This is a genomic window from Pseudomonas sp. GR 6-02 (genome assembly GCF_001655615.1).
Lineage (GTDB): Bacteria > Pseudomonadota > Gammaproteobacteria > Pseudomonadales > Pseudomonadaceae > Aquipseudomonas.
The window spans coordinates 4530381-4544126 of record NZ_CP011567.1; the positions used below are offsets into that span (position 1 = coordinate 4530381).

Consider the following 13746-nt stretch of genomic DNA (forward strand, 5'->3'; position numbering starts at 1 on the left):
TCATCAATGGCGTGACACGACGGAAACTGACGCGAGGATTGGGTACCAAAGTCGATTCCGCTCGAGGAGTCTGACAGTTTAACAGGCACACGGAACTCGCCTGAAATGGGGCTCTGGCGACGGTATGAAAAGGTCGTACCCGAAAAGGAGCCAAGTCCTACACATCGTTCGGAAGTCGCGCCCCGTTCGCCCATTGCTCTGATTTGGAACGCACGCCTATAGTCTGGACGTCGCCCAAATGGCGGCTCGGGTTTGGCGACTCGACAACAAATGTGCAGAAGCCTCCAGGTTAATTTGCGGAGCGCTTCTGCGCGCAATAAGCTGCTCCATGGTAGCTGTGCGCGGGAGACCCTTGGGTCTGCCGGTTTTCCATTTGTCCGGTTCGCCAACCTGCGTACAGCCGCCACCTATTCGTTTGGCGACGAATGAGTGGTGGTTCTCTCTAATCAGATGGAGCTTCACTCATGCAGCAATACATGGCCCTAACCAGCAACGCCGACGACCAACCCACCCTGTTCGTCGATACCACCAAACCTCTGCACATCCTGCTCGATGCAGCTGGCTATCGAATCAGAGCCGTCACTCAAGTTCTGGAAAACCTCGCAATGCGCGGTGATATTGCCAGCGACTCGGTAATCCTCAGCGACTTCGCGTTGCTTTGCGCGATTCCACTGCGGGATGGGTGTGATGTGTTGGATGTGATTGGGCGGCGGTTGGATGCATTACCAGCTTGATGCATAGAAAATGGGCGACCTCTCGGCCGCCCATTTTGCTCATTCCACCAGAAGCCCGAATTCGTTGGGCTTCAGGGGATTAGATTGATAATCGCTGCCGTGACGGTAGATACCGTAACGATCATGCCAGTCGCAATTGCAACCGGATACCAGAAGATTTCGCGAGTGATTTTCCGGGTTTCGGTATTCAGCTTACGCTGCTCGACCACCAGCTTCAGGATCTCCTCTCGTAACGCGTCCGATTTAATCCGCTGCACAGTGGGCTTCTCCAATCGTTACCAAAACCTAAATGCAGTTCTCGCGCTGCCCTTTATGCTCATATTCCCATCCCTTGCACGCCAACCCCACATGCTTGGGTATCAACGCCTTCCCACTGCTGTAGGCGGTAATGGTTCGCCGAGTAAATCCCAATTCAACAGCTGCTGCCGACAACGAAAGATTGTTGTTCAACATCCAGCGTTTGAAATCACTGGTAGGCATGACCTCTCCGGATTGCTCCAAAGCTAGCCGATGCAACGTCGTAGCGGCGAGTTCGAGATCATCCCCCCATGTCACATCGAATCCCCACTCGCCTACCGCGACCTGGCTGAACAGCGCCAAATCCTGTAGTGGCTTGAGCGCAGGAAAGGTTTTGATATGTTCGGTGACATCAACGGTATGCCGCTTACCGTTGCTCCACTCGATGTTGAGGGCATGTTTGCCGGCAACTGGTTGCACAGCAGAAATGCGAAGCTTGCTGGTCATGAGTCAGTCCCTCCGGTTTTGCTCGTTCCATACACGCCAAAGATCAGCTGTATGTGTTCTTGCCCAAAGCAGGGCTGCTTTCAAGGCTTTGGTTTCAGCGCCTTTGCCTAAGACAATGAGCCCTTCTATCTGAACCAACGACTCCCCATCTGGCGTCTGCACATGAAAGTGCGGCGGCGCATGGTCGTCGGGATAGATTTTTACTTACCAGTTTCGTTCGCTATGAAGGGTAGCCATGGCGCGATGCTAGAGAAATTATTTCCCTAGCACAACCCATGATTTTTTAGGACGCAGAAACCACAAAACCCCTGACTTCTCTCGAAATCAGGGGTTTTGTGTATATCGAATTTGGCGGTGAAGGAGAGATTCGAAACCGCCCGATTGCGATTTTCGCGAAGTCAGCCTCCAGTTTATAAGGGTTCAGGGCGATAGTTAGTGCGCAAGCAGTCCCATGGCGGTCCCATGGCGGTCCCATGAGTTTGTGCGGCTGTCCATCCTGCCTTGATCGGTTTGGACAATCGGAAGGCTGCCCAACCTGTGACAGAAAAGGTTTTGTTAAGAAGTCCTAAGGACGCGCCTACACTGAAAGCTAAACGCGAAAATTTGTTTTGCACGACCAGAAATAACCTGTAGGGGAACAGAAAAATCTTTCTAACCACTCCTCGCCGATAGCATTTTCATGGCACCCTTAGGTTTAGAATTTACTGGCAAAATACTCTGTTATGAGCACGAAAAGGATCACGTCTCCATGAATGAATACTCCCCATTCGAAAAAGGCTTTGATGAAATCAAGGTTGATGACTTAGAGGCACTTAGAGAAGTACATGAGGGTTGGTATATTGAATACAAACAAGCCGTTCCAAAATCGCCAGCCATTGCCAAATCTATTTCTGCATTTGCCAACAGTTACGGCGGCTGGATTTTCTACGGAATCAAAGAAGAATCAAAAGAAAACTCAGTTGCTGGGGACTTTTTAGGTATAGATGCGTCTGATCTCGATGCCGCGCTGCAAAAAATAAGGCAAGCCGTAGCCAATATGAGTCCAGCGTGCCACTTTGAAACAAAAGTGCTCCATGGCCCTTGCGAAAAAATTGGTTTAGAAGGTGGAAAATCGATTTTATGTGTTGTAGTTCCTCAAAGCATAGAAGCTCCCCACGTACATAGTGGGGGATATATTTACCGAAGAATTGCCGATGGCTCAGAGCCCTTGCCTGAAACTGACAGGTATATCATAGAGAAACTATTTGACCGATCAAAAAAGACGATTTCAAACTTCAAGAGGTGGCACGAAAAAGATCCTGAATTCTCAAAGGGGGAGTCTAAATCGCCTTACCTAAGAATAATGATCGCTCCAAATCTATGGGGAATCCCAAGATCAAATTTTGAATTCAAATTAACGACAATCAAAGAGGTATTAGGAGCAAAAGAAGGTAGAACCATCTGTCTTCCATTCGACACTATCTACCCAAGAGCTGGCGGTTTTATCGCGAGGCAATGTTTAAACAACGACCCAACCACACTGAGCACCACTTGGGATCTTGAAAGCGACCTGACAAGCGATATCACTGTGCCTTTACATTTTTACGAGGGGAACATATATGAAATACAGGATTACCTTACCGGCTACATACACACAACGGAATTCATAAATAAATTAGCTCACTCTAAAGTAGAAAACACACGCGTAGTCGACCTAAATGTCATTCATCAAGTTCTCCTTGGCATAATAGGGGCCCAGAGAGACCTACAAAAAAAGGCAGGCTGGCCTCTTAGCTTCCACATAAAAATAAAACTACTCAATGCCTGGCGAACAATACCTTTTTTAGATACAGAATTCTTTATAGAAAACATCGAGCTCAATGGCATACCTATGTGCCTAACTGACAAAGCAACTTCACCGCAAGGATACCATCCGGATTCATTCTTCAGTATCAAAGAATACTTTACTGGGGAGGAAGATTCGGACTTAGTAGCACAATCAATACTTTCATTCATACCAATAGCATCTGCCTACGGCATCCCTCTACTCGACCTACTCGTTGACGAAAGAAACTCAGAGGAAGGCGCCCCGAAAGAAAGCTATTATGTGCAGCTCAACAATGCAAGTAAGAGAGCCATAGAAGCTCAGCAAAACCGAAACAAACTAAAGAGCTAACTATTAATGCAGCCCCTATCCGTTAAGTGATAGGGGCTAACCGTATCAAAACAGCTTATTAGACATTAATAGCTATTACTTCGCCACCCACCCATTCATTCAAATACAACATGCGGCTTTGGACAGGCTTCAGCTCATTCTCTGTCCATACATCCATTGCATCCCGAATCGATCCGAATCCTCCTGCGTTCTGAGGAACAATCCCCATCAATAGCGGCGGAATGCGCAGACTCGCCAACACGTCGTCCCGCGTTTGGTTCTTGATGGAGTTGAATTGGTCCTTCGCCGCGACCTCACTCACCGGAATCAGCTGTATTCCATCCCTCTTTCCTGTCGGCGGATAAACAAACAGATTCCGAAAATTCCCCGGCCCCTTCGAATCCTTGAGCGCCTTGCGCAAAGCGTCTATATCGGTCTCAGTCTGCGCCGCATCCGTCATATACAAGATGAACCCGGCATGACTCTCATTCTCGTAATACTTTCGCCGAAACAACGTCGCCGACTCGTTCAACAACGCCGACTGCAACGCACTGATCCACTCCGGCAGCCCGTAAATCTCCTGATGCAGCTCCGTCTCACGCAAATGAAAAATGCTATCCGGCTCAAAGGCGTGCTCATCCTTCCACCCACGCACCTGGTAGAACTGCCCATCCGGCCCCGCCCGCATGTACTTGGCCAACGGCGTTTCCAACTTGCGAACCCCGCCCAACCGCGAACGACGCCCCTCAAGATAGCCATTACCCAAGCACAGAAAGTCCAAAACGAACTGCTCAAACGAAGCCCGCGACAACAACGGATGCGGAATAAATATCTTGCTCAACAGGTTACGCTTGAACATCAACCCAGAATGCAGATGCACACTCGCCCCTACCGACCGAGCCAGCCCATTCAGCGACAACGGCGGCTCATACCACCGCCCATTAAACCAGCACTCCAGGTAATCGAAGACCTCCCGAGGCGCTTGTGCAGTCACCGAAGTAAGGTCGCGCAGAAAAAAGCCCCGGTAATTGTCGGGGCTTCGCATTTTTTATGTTCTTGATTAACGCGTTATTTTTCCGCCTCCTCAGCCGGTTCTATTTCTGTGTCATTCACAGCCTCATTGCGCTTCGGTGGCTTTTGTTTTAGAGCAGCTGGAGGGTATTCAAAGTTATTACCTAAATCCTTTGAGAGATGACTTTTTAAAACTTCTACTTTGAGGTGAACTTGCTCTTGAAATAGAGTCTCATTACTTATTTCAAGGTTTTTTGCTGCTGAGTGGACTGATTCCCTGGCAAGTACCAATAGTTTTGCCAGTGTAAGCCATCACTATGTATTGTGAATATTTTTTGAACGATTACAGAAGTCAATCGCCAACTATAAAAAATTGCCAGTCCGAATACGGCTGCAAACGGAATTCGTAGAATGAACGATCCAATGATATCGGTGGCAGTTTTGTAGTCCGTCGTTAATAATTTGCTTGCCCCGGCGTACATTTCGTAAACTGAGAAAATAATTGCTATTAGTGGGAAGGTTACGATTAGTACGTAAATTGCTGCTTGTGATCGCCCTTCTTTTACATACGGGCCATACTCATCAGATATAAGGTTTTTGTCTGATGTGAGTCTTGTTAGCTCAGATTTGAGTGTGGATATACTTTTGTTTTGGCTGGTAACGGTTTCATTAAGTTGTTCTATGTTGTTTTTTGTTTGGATGAGTTTCGACTCATTCTGCACTATCGAATCTTGCAGACTCTTAAGTTTACCGTTTTCAGTTAGTAGGGCGACTGCAGTAAGTCTAAGCTCAGACAGCTTTAGCTCGTAATCGCTTTTTACTTCAGCTGTAGACGATTCCAATGACTCCTTTTCTTCAGTCAGTAAATTAACTTTGTCACGCAGCCCTACATATTCTTTCTTTAAATCTTCTTTGAACTTTGATAGCTCTCTCTTTAATCTTATTGTGGTGGCGATATCCTCGGAGTGATCTGATATCTGATCGATATCGACTCCAAAGATATTTATTTTTGTAAGTGTTGGCTTGTTAAGGAGCGAGTCACTATATATCTCGAACCACTCGCAAAAACTACGGACATAGCCATAGGTGAATTTTGCGCTGGTACCTGTTGTTGTGAGTTGTAGGTTGTAAGAGGGCCTTCCTAATGGTTTTACAATTACTGTTAGGTAGGCGGGCAATTTGGCAGGATTTTCGCTATGGAAGTCTATGGAGTCTAAATAGAATGGACGATCGGGTGTAAAACGTTTTGCGGCACTGGTGATTTTTACCGGTTTGACAGTCGCAACCGACTCCTTGAGTAGTACTTGACATTGACTCGTAGTTCTCCATAACGAGTTATTAACCGGGTTTAGTTCGGGAAGTTTGTTCTCAAGCTCGGTAAGTTTTGACTCCAGTTCTTCCGGTGATTGGTCTGACATGATCGCTCCATTTTTTATCGGATGGGGACAGAATAGTGGCTTCTGGCTATGTTTTCATCCTGTTCCACTCACGATCTACAGCTCTTTTTTGGGGTTTTTCCGTAGCATACAACCATCGTAACCGTCGCGGCCTGCTCTGTTCCCCAGCCATCACTGTCTTTTCTTTCTCGCTCTTCTTGTCGCGGTAGCACACGATGATCTCCATAAAGTCTCCCTTGTTCTCTTCGGCCAGATTCTCAACCGTGTCCTCGGGTAGCTTACTCTCCAGCTCTAGGCTGACGGTGTAACCATTGTCCGCGCTGAGCGTGTGCTGCACGTTGCCGCCATACCAAATGATTTCATCGATCTCTGGCTTCACACCCTGGAGCGAGCGTGTAGGTCAGCTCAGGGATCAGATCCAGCCAGCCCATGGCAAGGGTGTAACTGAGCGTTGCGCTACCCTGTTGCAGCCGGTTGAACTCGGCCCCGGCGGCGCGGAGGGCCGACTGGCGGTCGCTGTAGGTATACCGCAGATCCTTGAGGCTCTCCCCGCCACCAGCGATGGCCTCCTGTTTCTTGGCGCTGTTGCCGCGACGTCCTATCGGGGTTATGCCAACAAGGCTGAAGTGCATGTGCGGCCGCGCTGGGGCAGGGTCAGATCGACCTGATTGATCATCTGGACTTGTAGGAGTGGGTGCAGGACACGTTGTCGAAGCAGCTGAAGAACAAAACCATTCGCGACATCATCAGCAACGTGCGGCAGGTCTTTCGGCTTTACCGGACTAGCAAGAAGGTTGCGCATGATCCGACTGAGGGGCTGTTCGTCCGGCTGCCCGATCCTGAGGCACCGGATCCGTTTACCAGGACGGAGATCAAACAGATCCTTGAGACGCCGACGCATCGGGCGCAAGAGCTGCTGATGATTCAGTTCATGATTTGGGCGGGGCCACGGGTTTCGGAAACCATCGCCCTGGCTTGGAAAGACGTCGATCTGCAACAGGGTACGATGACGTTTCGTCGGTCCAAGGTACGAGGGGCTTATCGGGTCACGAAAACTCGGCGCTCTACTCGGAAGGTTCGGCTGCTGGAGCCTGCATGGGATGCGCTACGCAAGATCGATGCGATGAATCCGGCCAAGAAGGCGCAGACGGTCGACATCGTTGAGCGGGACAATAAAACCGTGCGTAAGCACAAGCTGCACTTTGTGTTCCTGAACACCAAGAGCGGTCTGCCGCATGTGAGCGACTTTGTCGTAAGGGATCGTTTCTTCAAAGCTCACTTGAGCGCGGCCGAGTTCGTTATCGTGGACCTGGCCAATGCCGACATACCTATGCCAGCCAGTTGCTAACCACGGGCGTTGCTTCGATTGACTGGGTCGCAGAGCAAATGGGGCATACCAACGGGAACATGATCCGTCAGCATTATGGGATGTGGATCAATGAGGACGGGCCGGATGTGGTGGGGATGTTGCAACTGGCCTTAAAACTGTCACCGGTCACAACTCCAACGTGAATCCAGTGATGCCCACGGTTTCGGCAAAGCGCCCACCGCCAACAAGCTGACCCTTGTGGAACGGCTCATGTCGGGCAGAGCAACACCACCCCGCGCGCGCCGCTACCAAACAGGCGAATCGACAAGCCCCAATCGGGGCCACCGTCGATTTTGCCTACAAGGGTTCGCGAGCAGCGTGTTTTAGATCATGGCGTGCAGCACCGTCCTGAATACCTTCGCCAATTACTGTTCGTGCTATCGGCGGCCAACCGTGGCCGCATAGTCAAAGACCAAATATAAGCCCTCGATACTTGCGAATTTAACGCCTTGACTGTTTTCGTTCCTCACGTCTTAATCCTACTGAGGCGTTGTAGGGTTATTTTTCAATGCTCACTCTATCAAATTAACTAAGCGGAAGTCTTATGGACGAGTTCTCATTAGAAAAAATGTCAGACAGCATCCACTATGGCAAGACAAAAGAATACTTTAAGGAGGTTCTATCTTCATATCACAACGGAAATTATCGATCCGCAGTAGTAATGCTTTGGTCGGTAGCGGTATGCGATATTGTCTACAAGTTACAAAGCCTAATAGATTTATATGATGACGCATCAGCCAAAGTAATATTAAAAGAGTTAAGCACAATTCAAGAGAACGATCAAAAATCTGCGGCCTGGGAGCTAAAACTAATTGATGATGTGAACGATAAAACACATCTACTGGATAGTTCCGAATACGAAAATTTGAGATATTTGCAAAAGCAAAGGCATCTATCAGCACATCCTGTTTTGAACAGGGAGCGTGAGCTGCATTCGCCAAACAAAGAAACAGTTAGATCATTACTTCGAAACACTTTGACCGATGTTTTAACCAAACCACCTTTTTACACGCAACATATTTTCCAAGAGCTACTCGATGACATTGCAGAATCACACGAGATACTAAACAGCAGAAAAAAAGTTAAAAAGTATGTTGTTAGCCGGTATTTTAGCAGAACTACCCCACCCGTCGAATTAAACATATTCCGATCATTGTGGAAATTTGTATTTAGAATTGAGAATGAGCAGTGCGAGAAAAATAGGCTGATCAACCTTCATGTTCTTGAGGTGGTTGCTGCTCGGAACAAGGCTGCTCTCCTTGCCACTATACAAGGAGATGTTGACTTCTTTAGTAACGTGGCAAGTGCTGGGAGCGCCTTACAATACCTTATTTTCTTTCTCTCTGAAAACCACGAATTATTCCCTGCATTGAGTGACGCTGCTCGTTTGAAAATTGAGCATTATATTGCAAATGATCCTATTGGCAAAACGGCAGGATGGTTTATAAAAGAAAACATTTTTAAGCATGGGGACGATTTACAAGCGTGGATCAAAACTGACAAACCAGTATTTACGCCTTACCAATTTGATTATGTTCTCCAGCTCTCTGATTCCGAAGAGTGGCAGGAGAAATTTTGCATGATCGCTTCCACCTACTACGGCGCAAGCTCAAGTTATGACCAAGCAGATTCGCGCTTTCAAGTAGCAATCCCGCAATATATAAAGCTTTTCAATAAAGAGGCGATCAAGTATCTGGCCGGACAGATCGAACAGAACTCACAATGTCACGACAGAAGTAGGGCTCGCCATGACTATGCAATCATCAAGACTAGGATCGACGAGTTGTTTGGAGATCAATTTAACTACACGGATTATTATTGGTTTAGCCGCAAGCTTGGTCTGGCAGATTAAACTATTTTAGGCCAGCTTTTTCGAAGGCTTGGCGTCGTCAAATTCTAACTGTTTTCTTGATGACTCCAAGTACTTCAACCTCCATGAAAACTGTGCACGCTTTAGAACCTGTGCGGATTTCGATGGCAACGTTTTCTTTCTCATCTTGCTTTGCAGCGCGAAAATGTAAAGCATTTTAAGTGTTTATAAATATTTTCTCGTTGCCGTCCATGAATACCCGCTATAAGCCGAAAACAAGCGTTGCCTCGCCCCGGTGCTATGCAATTTGGAGACATTGCGCTGGCTGGAACTGTCCGACGGTAGCCACCGATTTACCAAGTTGTAGACTGCCTGTTGAGATTGGCAGGTCAGTCCTTCTCCAAGCTCTATTTTCCTAGCGCCGGTCCCATATCGCCCTTTTCCAGACGCCAGAAACCACAAAACCCCTGACTTCTCTCGAAATCAGGGGTTTTGTGTATATCGAATTTGGCGGTGAAGGAGAGATTCGAACTCTCGATACAGTTTCCTGTATACACACTTTCCAGGCGTGCTCCTTAAGCCACTCGGACACTTCACCGTATCTCGTCAAACGCATTCAGTCTGTCGAGGCGCGCTAATGTAGTCGAAAGCTTTTCTGATGGCAAACATTTTTTTCAGAATTTTCATGCGCTTAACGCGATTAGCGCTTTGGGGGCGTTCAAGGGCATGGCAAACCTGCCAATCTCCGGCTTCGCCTCCCCTTCTATATAGAAGCCAATGCGCGATGGGCGGGGCGGACAATGCCTGGAGGGCTGGAAAAGGGTGACTGGCGGGTCAGTCACGGCGCTTTACCTGGCCTACAGCGGTGGGTAACGTCTGCCCTACTTTATTAGAAGGATTGGCGTCATGAGTGAGTTGATTTCCTACCATCTCGAAGACGGTATCGCGACCCTGACCTTGAGCAATGGCAAGGTCAATGCTATCTCTCCGGACGTGATTGTCGCGTTTAACGCTGCGCTGGATCGGGCGGTAGCGGATCGGGCGGTGGTGATCATTACCGGTCAGCCGGGGATTTTGTCGGGTGGTTATGATTTGAAGGTGATGACGGCCGGCCCTAACGAGGCCATGGCGCTGGTGGCTGCGGGTTCGACCCTGGCTCGTCGCCTGTTGTCGCATCCGTTCCCGGTGGTCGTGGCATGTCCTGGGCATGCGGTGGCCAAGGGTGCGTTTCTTCTGTTGTCGGCTGACTACCGCATCGGTGTCGATGGCCCGTTCAGCATTGGCCTGAACGAAGTGCAGATCGGCATGACCATGCACCATGCCGGTATCGAACTGGCCCGTGATCGTCTGCGCAAGTCGGCGTTCCATCGCGCGGTGATCAACGCCGAGATGTTCAACCCACAAAACGCCGTGGACGCCGGCTTCCTCGATAAGGTGGTGTCGGCCGAAGAGCTGCAAGACGCGGCGCTGGCGGCGGCTCGTCAGTTGAAGAAGCTCAACATGATCGCCCACAAGAACACCAAGTTGAAAACGCGCAAGGCGCTGCTGGAGACGCTGGACAACGCGATCATCCTGGATCAGGAGCACATGGGCTAAGCCCGAACGCGTTGCACCGAAAAGCCCGACCGTCGTGTCGGGCTTTTTCTTGGGTGTCTGGTTTAAAACCTTACAACCGCTCTAGGCCGCATCTGACCCACAAGTCGGAAACATGCGTTCAAAAATCGGCTATCTCCCACTTCTATAGCGGCAATTGCCGAAAACAGTGCACATCCGTACACTGCGCCACCTTTTGTCCCGGTGGGCCTTTAAATGCTGTTTGTGTTTCGTATGTTATTGATGGGCCTGCACTTTATTCTGGCCGGTGCGCTTGGAGTGATTCTCGGGCTGTGCCGCCCGTTCAATCCCGACAACAGCCGTTTGTGCGCCCGTCTGTATGCGTGGCCGGCAATGTGTATTTTGCGTTTGCGGGTGAAGGCCGATGTCGGGCCGTTGATGGATAAACCCGACAGCTGCGTGATCATCGCCAACCACCAGTCCAACTACGATCTGTTTGTGTTCGGCAACGTGGTGCCCCGCCGCACCGTGTGCATCGGCAAGAAGAGCCTGAAGTGGGTGCCGCTGTTCGGGCAGTTGTTCTGGCTGGCGGGCAATGTGTTGATCGATCGCGGCAATGCGCACAAGGCACGCCAGTCGATGCTGACCACCACGCACACCTTGCAGAATGAAGACACCTCGATCTGGGTCTTCCCCGAGGGCACCCGCAACTTGGGTGAAGAGCTGCTGCCGTTCAAGAAAGGCGCGTTCCAGATGGCGATTGCCGCCGGCGTGCCAATCGTGCCGGTGTGTGTCAGCAGTTACGTCAAACACATGCGATTGAACCGCTGGCGCAGTGGGAAGATTCTGATCCGTTCGTTACCGGCAATTCCTACGGCTGGATTGAGTCTGGATGACATGCCGATGTTGATCGCCCAGTGCCGCGAACAGATGCGTGAGTGCATCGACTCGATGGATCGGCAGCTGCAAGCCGCCTGAATGAAACCCGCCCTGTGCGGGTTTTCTTTTGCCTGCGAACTCTACCGATTTTGCTGACTCTCAAGCAGTAGACAAGGTTAAGCTGAAACCTGCCTGGCACCGCCAGTCTTTACCAATAGAAAGCGACCGATAAGAAGTGAATCATCATGGGTAGAGTCGTTGCTGCTGCGGTTTACAGCGCCGGTAAGAAAGTCACCAACATCACCCTCGACGAAGGCGCTGCCTGGGCTGCCAAGCCTGGCCACTTTGTGTGGATCGGCCTCGAAGAGCCCAATGCGCAGGAGCTGTTCAACCTGCAACGCCAGTTCAACCTGCACGAACTGGCCATCGAAGACGCCCTGGAAAAACACAGCCGACCGAAGCTGGAAACGTTCGGCGATGCGCTGTTCATCGTCACGTATTCGCCGATCCGCCATGAAGGCAAATTGCAGTTCATCGAGACGCATATCTTCGCCGGCAAGGGTTACATCATTACCGCACGTAACGGTCATTCGGCGTCCTACGCCCATGTCCGACAGCGTTGTGAGGCGCGCCCGCTTTTGCTGGAGCATGGGGAAGATTTCGTACTCTATGCCATCCTCGATTTCGTGATTGAAAACTACCAGCCGATGGGCGAAGCGATTCATGCCGAGATCGATGAGCTGGAGAGCAATGTCCTCTGCGGTTCCCTGAATGAACGCGATATCCAGAAACTCCACGGCCTGCGCCGCGATGTATTGCGCTTGCGCCGGTATGCGGCACCGATGGTGGAGATCGGTGAGGAACTGCAAAAGCTGAGCTTTCCGTTTATCGACAAAAATATGCGCCCGTATTTCCGCGATGTGCAGATTCATGTCACGCGGCAACTGGAAGACCTGACGACCCTGGCGGACATTGCCAGCCAGACCATCGAGGTCGGGGTGTTGCTGGAGGCGTCACGCCAGAGCGTGGTGCAGCGCAAGTTTGCGGCATGGGCGGCGATTCTGGCGTTCCCGACCGCGGTGGCCGGGATCTATGGGATGAACTTCCAGAACATGCCGGAGTTGAGCTGGCATTACGGGTATTTCGCGGTGCTGGGGTTTATCACCGTTGGGTGCGTCGGTTTGTGGGCGAGCTTCAAAAAGTCTGGGTGGTTGTAGTCGGAACCGAGGCGTCTGCAAAATTCGCGGGCAGCCTCGCTCCTACAGGGTTATCCGTAGGAGCGAGGCTTGCCCGCGAGGCTTTTAAGGCTTAACCGAGTCAGTCTCAGGCTTGTGCGCCACAAACCGCATCATCCACTCTGCGACGGTAGTGCCGTGATGCTCGTGTTCAAGACTCGCCATACCTTGCGAATAAATCTGCTCGCCCAGTGCTTCCTGGCGGATATCCAGCAGCGCCCGCGAGTAATCGTGAATGAACTCCGGATGCCCCTGGAAGCACAGCACCTGATCGTTGATGTGGTACGCGGCGAACGGGCAGAAATCGCTAGAAGCAATCACCGTCGCGTTTTCCGGCAACGCGGTGACCTGATCCTGGTGACTGATCAGCAACGTCAGTTCTTCCCTCACCGGGCTCATCCACGGCGCCTTGGCCGCGAGTTTGTATTTGTGGGTGCCGACGCCCCAGCCCTGGGTCGCCCGCTCGCTCTTGCCGCCCAATAGCAGCGCCAACAGTTGGTGACCGAAGCACACGCCCAACAGTTTGTCGCCACGTTCGTAGCGCTTGAGCAGGTACGTCTTGAGGGTTTGAATCCACGGGTCGGTGCCGAAGGAATCGGCCTTGCTGCCGGTGACCAGATACGCATCGAAGGTCAGGTCATCGCTGGGATAATCGCCCTGCATCACGTTGTACACGCTGAATTCGGCCGCGATGGGTTGCTGCGAAAACAGACGCTGGAACATCTGCCCGTAACCCTGATATTGATCGACCAGTTCCGGACGCAGGATGTCGGTTTCCAGAATGCAGATGCGTAACGACATAAAAAATACCTGACACATGGTGGGAATAATGCACACCCCAGAGCCTGCCTTGAAACACGGTGACAAGGCAAGCCCCGG

General features: G+C 50.6%; 12 protein-coding genes, 1 tRNA gene and 2 pseudogenes. 7 read left to right on the plus strand and 8 right to left on the minus strand.

Annotated features, from left to right (window positions below; genetic code table 11):
- Window positions 1-464: 464 nt before the first annotated feature.
- Window positions 465-734 carry a hypothetical protein gene (locus tag PGR6_RS19770; protein ID WP_064619207.1) on the plus strand — a complete coding sequence of 90 codons (270 nt, stop codon included), beginning with the start codon at window positions 465-467 and terminating at the stop codon, window positions 732-734.
- A 71-nt stretch (window positions 735-805) separates the two neighbouring features.
- Here PGR6_RS19770 and PGR6_RS19775 read toward each other — a convergent pair whose 3' ends face one another.
- From PGR6_RS19775 to PGR6_RS30800, 3 genes are read right to left on the minus strand one after another with little or no spacing between them, the layout of a single operon-like run.
- Window positions 806-991, minus strand: a complete 186-nt coding sequence (locus tag PGR6_RS19775) for a hypothetical protein (RefSeq protein ID WP_064619210.1) — start codon at window positions 989-991, stop codon at window positions 806-808.
- 28 nt (window positions 992-1019) lie between these two features.
- Entirely contained in the window at window positions 1020-1478 is a 459-nt protein-coding gene (locus PGR6_RS19780) for a DUF2442 domain-containing protein (RefSeq protein WP_064619213.1), read from the minus strand.
- 3 nt (window positions 1479-1481) lie between these two features.
- Window positions 1482-1676, minus strand: a complete 195-nt coding sequence (locus PGR6_RS30800; RefSeq protein ID WP_082920886.1) for a DUF4160 domain-containing protein — start codon at window positions 1674-1676, stop codon at window positions 1482-1484.
- A 550-nt stretch (window positions 1677-2226) separates the two neighbouring features.
- On the opposite strand from PGR6_RS30800, the gene PGR6_RS19785 reads away from it, so the two are divergent.
- Window positions 2227-3633, plus strand: coding sequence for an AlbA family DNA-binding domain-containing protein (locus PGR6_RS19785; protein ID WP_064619216.1), 1407 nt, complete (start codon window positions 2227-2229; stop codon window positions 3631-3633).
- Window positions 3634-3691: 58 nt separating this feature from the next.
- Here the strand turns inward: PGR6_RS19785 and PGR6_RS19790 are convergent, their stop codons facing one another.
- The 3 genes and pseudogenes from PGR6_RS19790 to PGR6_RS30005 form a co-directional block, all read right to left on the minus strand.
- Window positions 3692-4657, minus strand: a complete 966-nt coding sequence (locus PGR6_RS19790) for a phage portal protein (RefSeq protein ID WP_082920888.1) — start codon at window positions 4655-4657, stop codon at window positions 3692-3694.
- A 205-nt stretch (window positions 4658-4862) separates the two neighbouring features.
- Window positions 4863-6041, minus strand: a complete 1179-nt coding sequence (locus PGR6_RS19795) for a hypothetical protein (protein ID WP_064619219.1) — start codon at window positions 6039-6041, stop codon at window positions 4863-4865.
- 46 nt (window positions 6042-6087) lie between these two features.
- Window positions 6088-6607: pseudogene (locus tag PGR6_RS30005) on the minus strand (phage late control D family protein); the annotation flags it as partial.
- Here PGR6_RS30005 and PGR6_RS19805 point away from each other — a divergent pair.
- Window positions 6605-7532 (plus strand): annotated as a pseudogene (locus PGR6_RS19805) (tyrosine-type recombinase/integrase); the annotation flags it as partial. The pseudogenes PGR6_RS30005 and PGR6_RS19805 sit on opposite strands and share 3 nt — an antisense overlap.
- A gap of 401 nt (window positions 7533-7933) precedes the next feature.
- The gene (locus PGR6_RS19810) at window positions 7934-9241 is read left to right on the plus strand and encodes a hypothetical protein (RefSeq protein ID WP_064619222.1); all 1308 of its coding nucleotides are present in this window, start codon (window positions 7934-7936) and stop codon (window positions 9239-9241) included.
- 466 nt (window positions 9242-9707) lie between these two features.
- On the opposite strand, the gene PGR6_RS19815 is transcribed toward PGR6_RS19810, so the two are convergent.
- Window positions 9708-9797 (minus strand) — tRNA-Ser (locus PGR6_RS19815).
- A 308-nt stretch (window positions 9798-10105) separates the two neighbouring features.
- On the opposite strand from PGR6_RS19815, the gene PGR6_RS19820 reads away from it, so the two are divergent.
- The 3 genes from PGR6_RS19820 (at window position 10106) to PGR6_RS19830 (ending at window position 12849) form a co-directional block, all read left to right on the plus strand.
- Entirely contained in the window at window positions 10106-10795 is a 690-nt protein-coding gene (locus PGR6_RS19820; RefSeq protein WP_064619225.1) for a crotonase/enoyl-CoA hydratase family protein, read from the plus strand.
- A gap of 213 nt (window positions 10796-11008) precedes the next feature.
- Entirely contained in the window at window positions 11009-11731 is a 723-nt protein-coding gene (locus PGR6_RS19825) for a lysophospholipid acyltransferase family protein (protein ID WP_064619228.1), read from the plus strand.
- A 146-nt stretch (window positions 11732-11877) separates the two neighbouring features.
- Window positions 11878-12849 (plus strand): magnesium and cobalt transport protein CorA, encoded by a 972-nt coding sequence (locus PGR6_RS19830; RefSeq protein ID WP_018925218.1) that lies wholly within the window; start codon window positions 11878-11880, stop codon window positions 12847-12849.
- An 84-nt stretch (window positions 12850-12933) separates the two neighbouring features.
- Here the strand turns inward: PGR6_RS19830 and PGR6_RS19835 are convergent, their stop codons facing one another.
- Window positions 12934-13668 (minus strand): amidotransferase, encoded by a 735-nt coding sequence (locus PGR6_RS19835; RefSeq protein ID WP_018925217.1) that lies wholly within the window; start codon window positions 13666-13668, stop codon window positions 12934-12936.
- Window positions 13669-13746: the final 78 nt, after the last annotated feature.

Bases quoted from the DNA above. Each gene is read 5' to 3' on its own strand.
- PGR6_RS19825 (WP_064619228.1), top strand. From the start codon at position 11,009: ATGCTGTTTGTGTTTCGTATGTTATTGATGGGCCTGCACTTTATTCTG.
- PGR6_RS19790 (WP_082920888.1), bottom strand. From the start codon at position 4,657: ATGCGAAGCCCCGACAATTACCGGGGCTTTTTTCTGCGCGACCTTACT.
- PGR6_RS19830 (WP_018925218.1), top strand. From the start codon at position 11,878: ATGGGTAGAGTCGTTGCTGCTGCGGTTTACAGCGCCGGTAAGAAAGTC.
- PGR6_RS19810 (WP_064619222.1), top strand. From the start codon at position 7,934: ATGGACGAGTTCTCATTAGAAAAAATGTCAGACAGCATCCACTATGGC.
- PGR6_RS19820 (WP_064619225.1), top strand. From the start codon at position 10,106: ATGAGTGAGTTGATTTCCTACCATCTCGAAGACGGTATCGCGACCCTG.
- PGR6_RS19770 (WP_064619207.1), top strand. From the start codon at position 465: ATGCAGCAATACATGGCCCTAACCAGCAACGCCGACGACCAACCCACC.
- PGR6_RS19835 (WP_018925217.1), bottom strand. From the start codon at position 13,668: ATGTCGTTACGCATCTGCATTCTGGAAACCGACATCCTGCGTCCGGAA.
- PGR6_RS19785 (WP_064619216.1), top strand. From the start codon at position 2,227: ATGAATGAATACTCCCCATTCGAAAAAGGCTTTGATGAAATCAAGGTT.
- PGR6_RS19795 (WP_064619219.1), bottom strand. From the start codon at position 6,041: ATGTCAGACCAATCACCGGAAGAACTGGAGTCAAAACTTACCGAGCTT.
- PGR6_RS19780 (WP_064619213.1), bottom strand. From the start codon at position 1,478: ATGACCAGCAAGCTTCGCATTTCTGCTGTGCAACCAGTTGCCGGCAAA.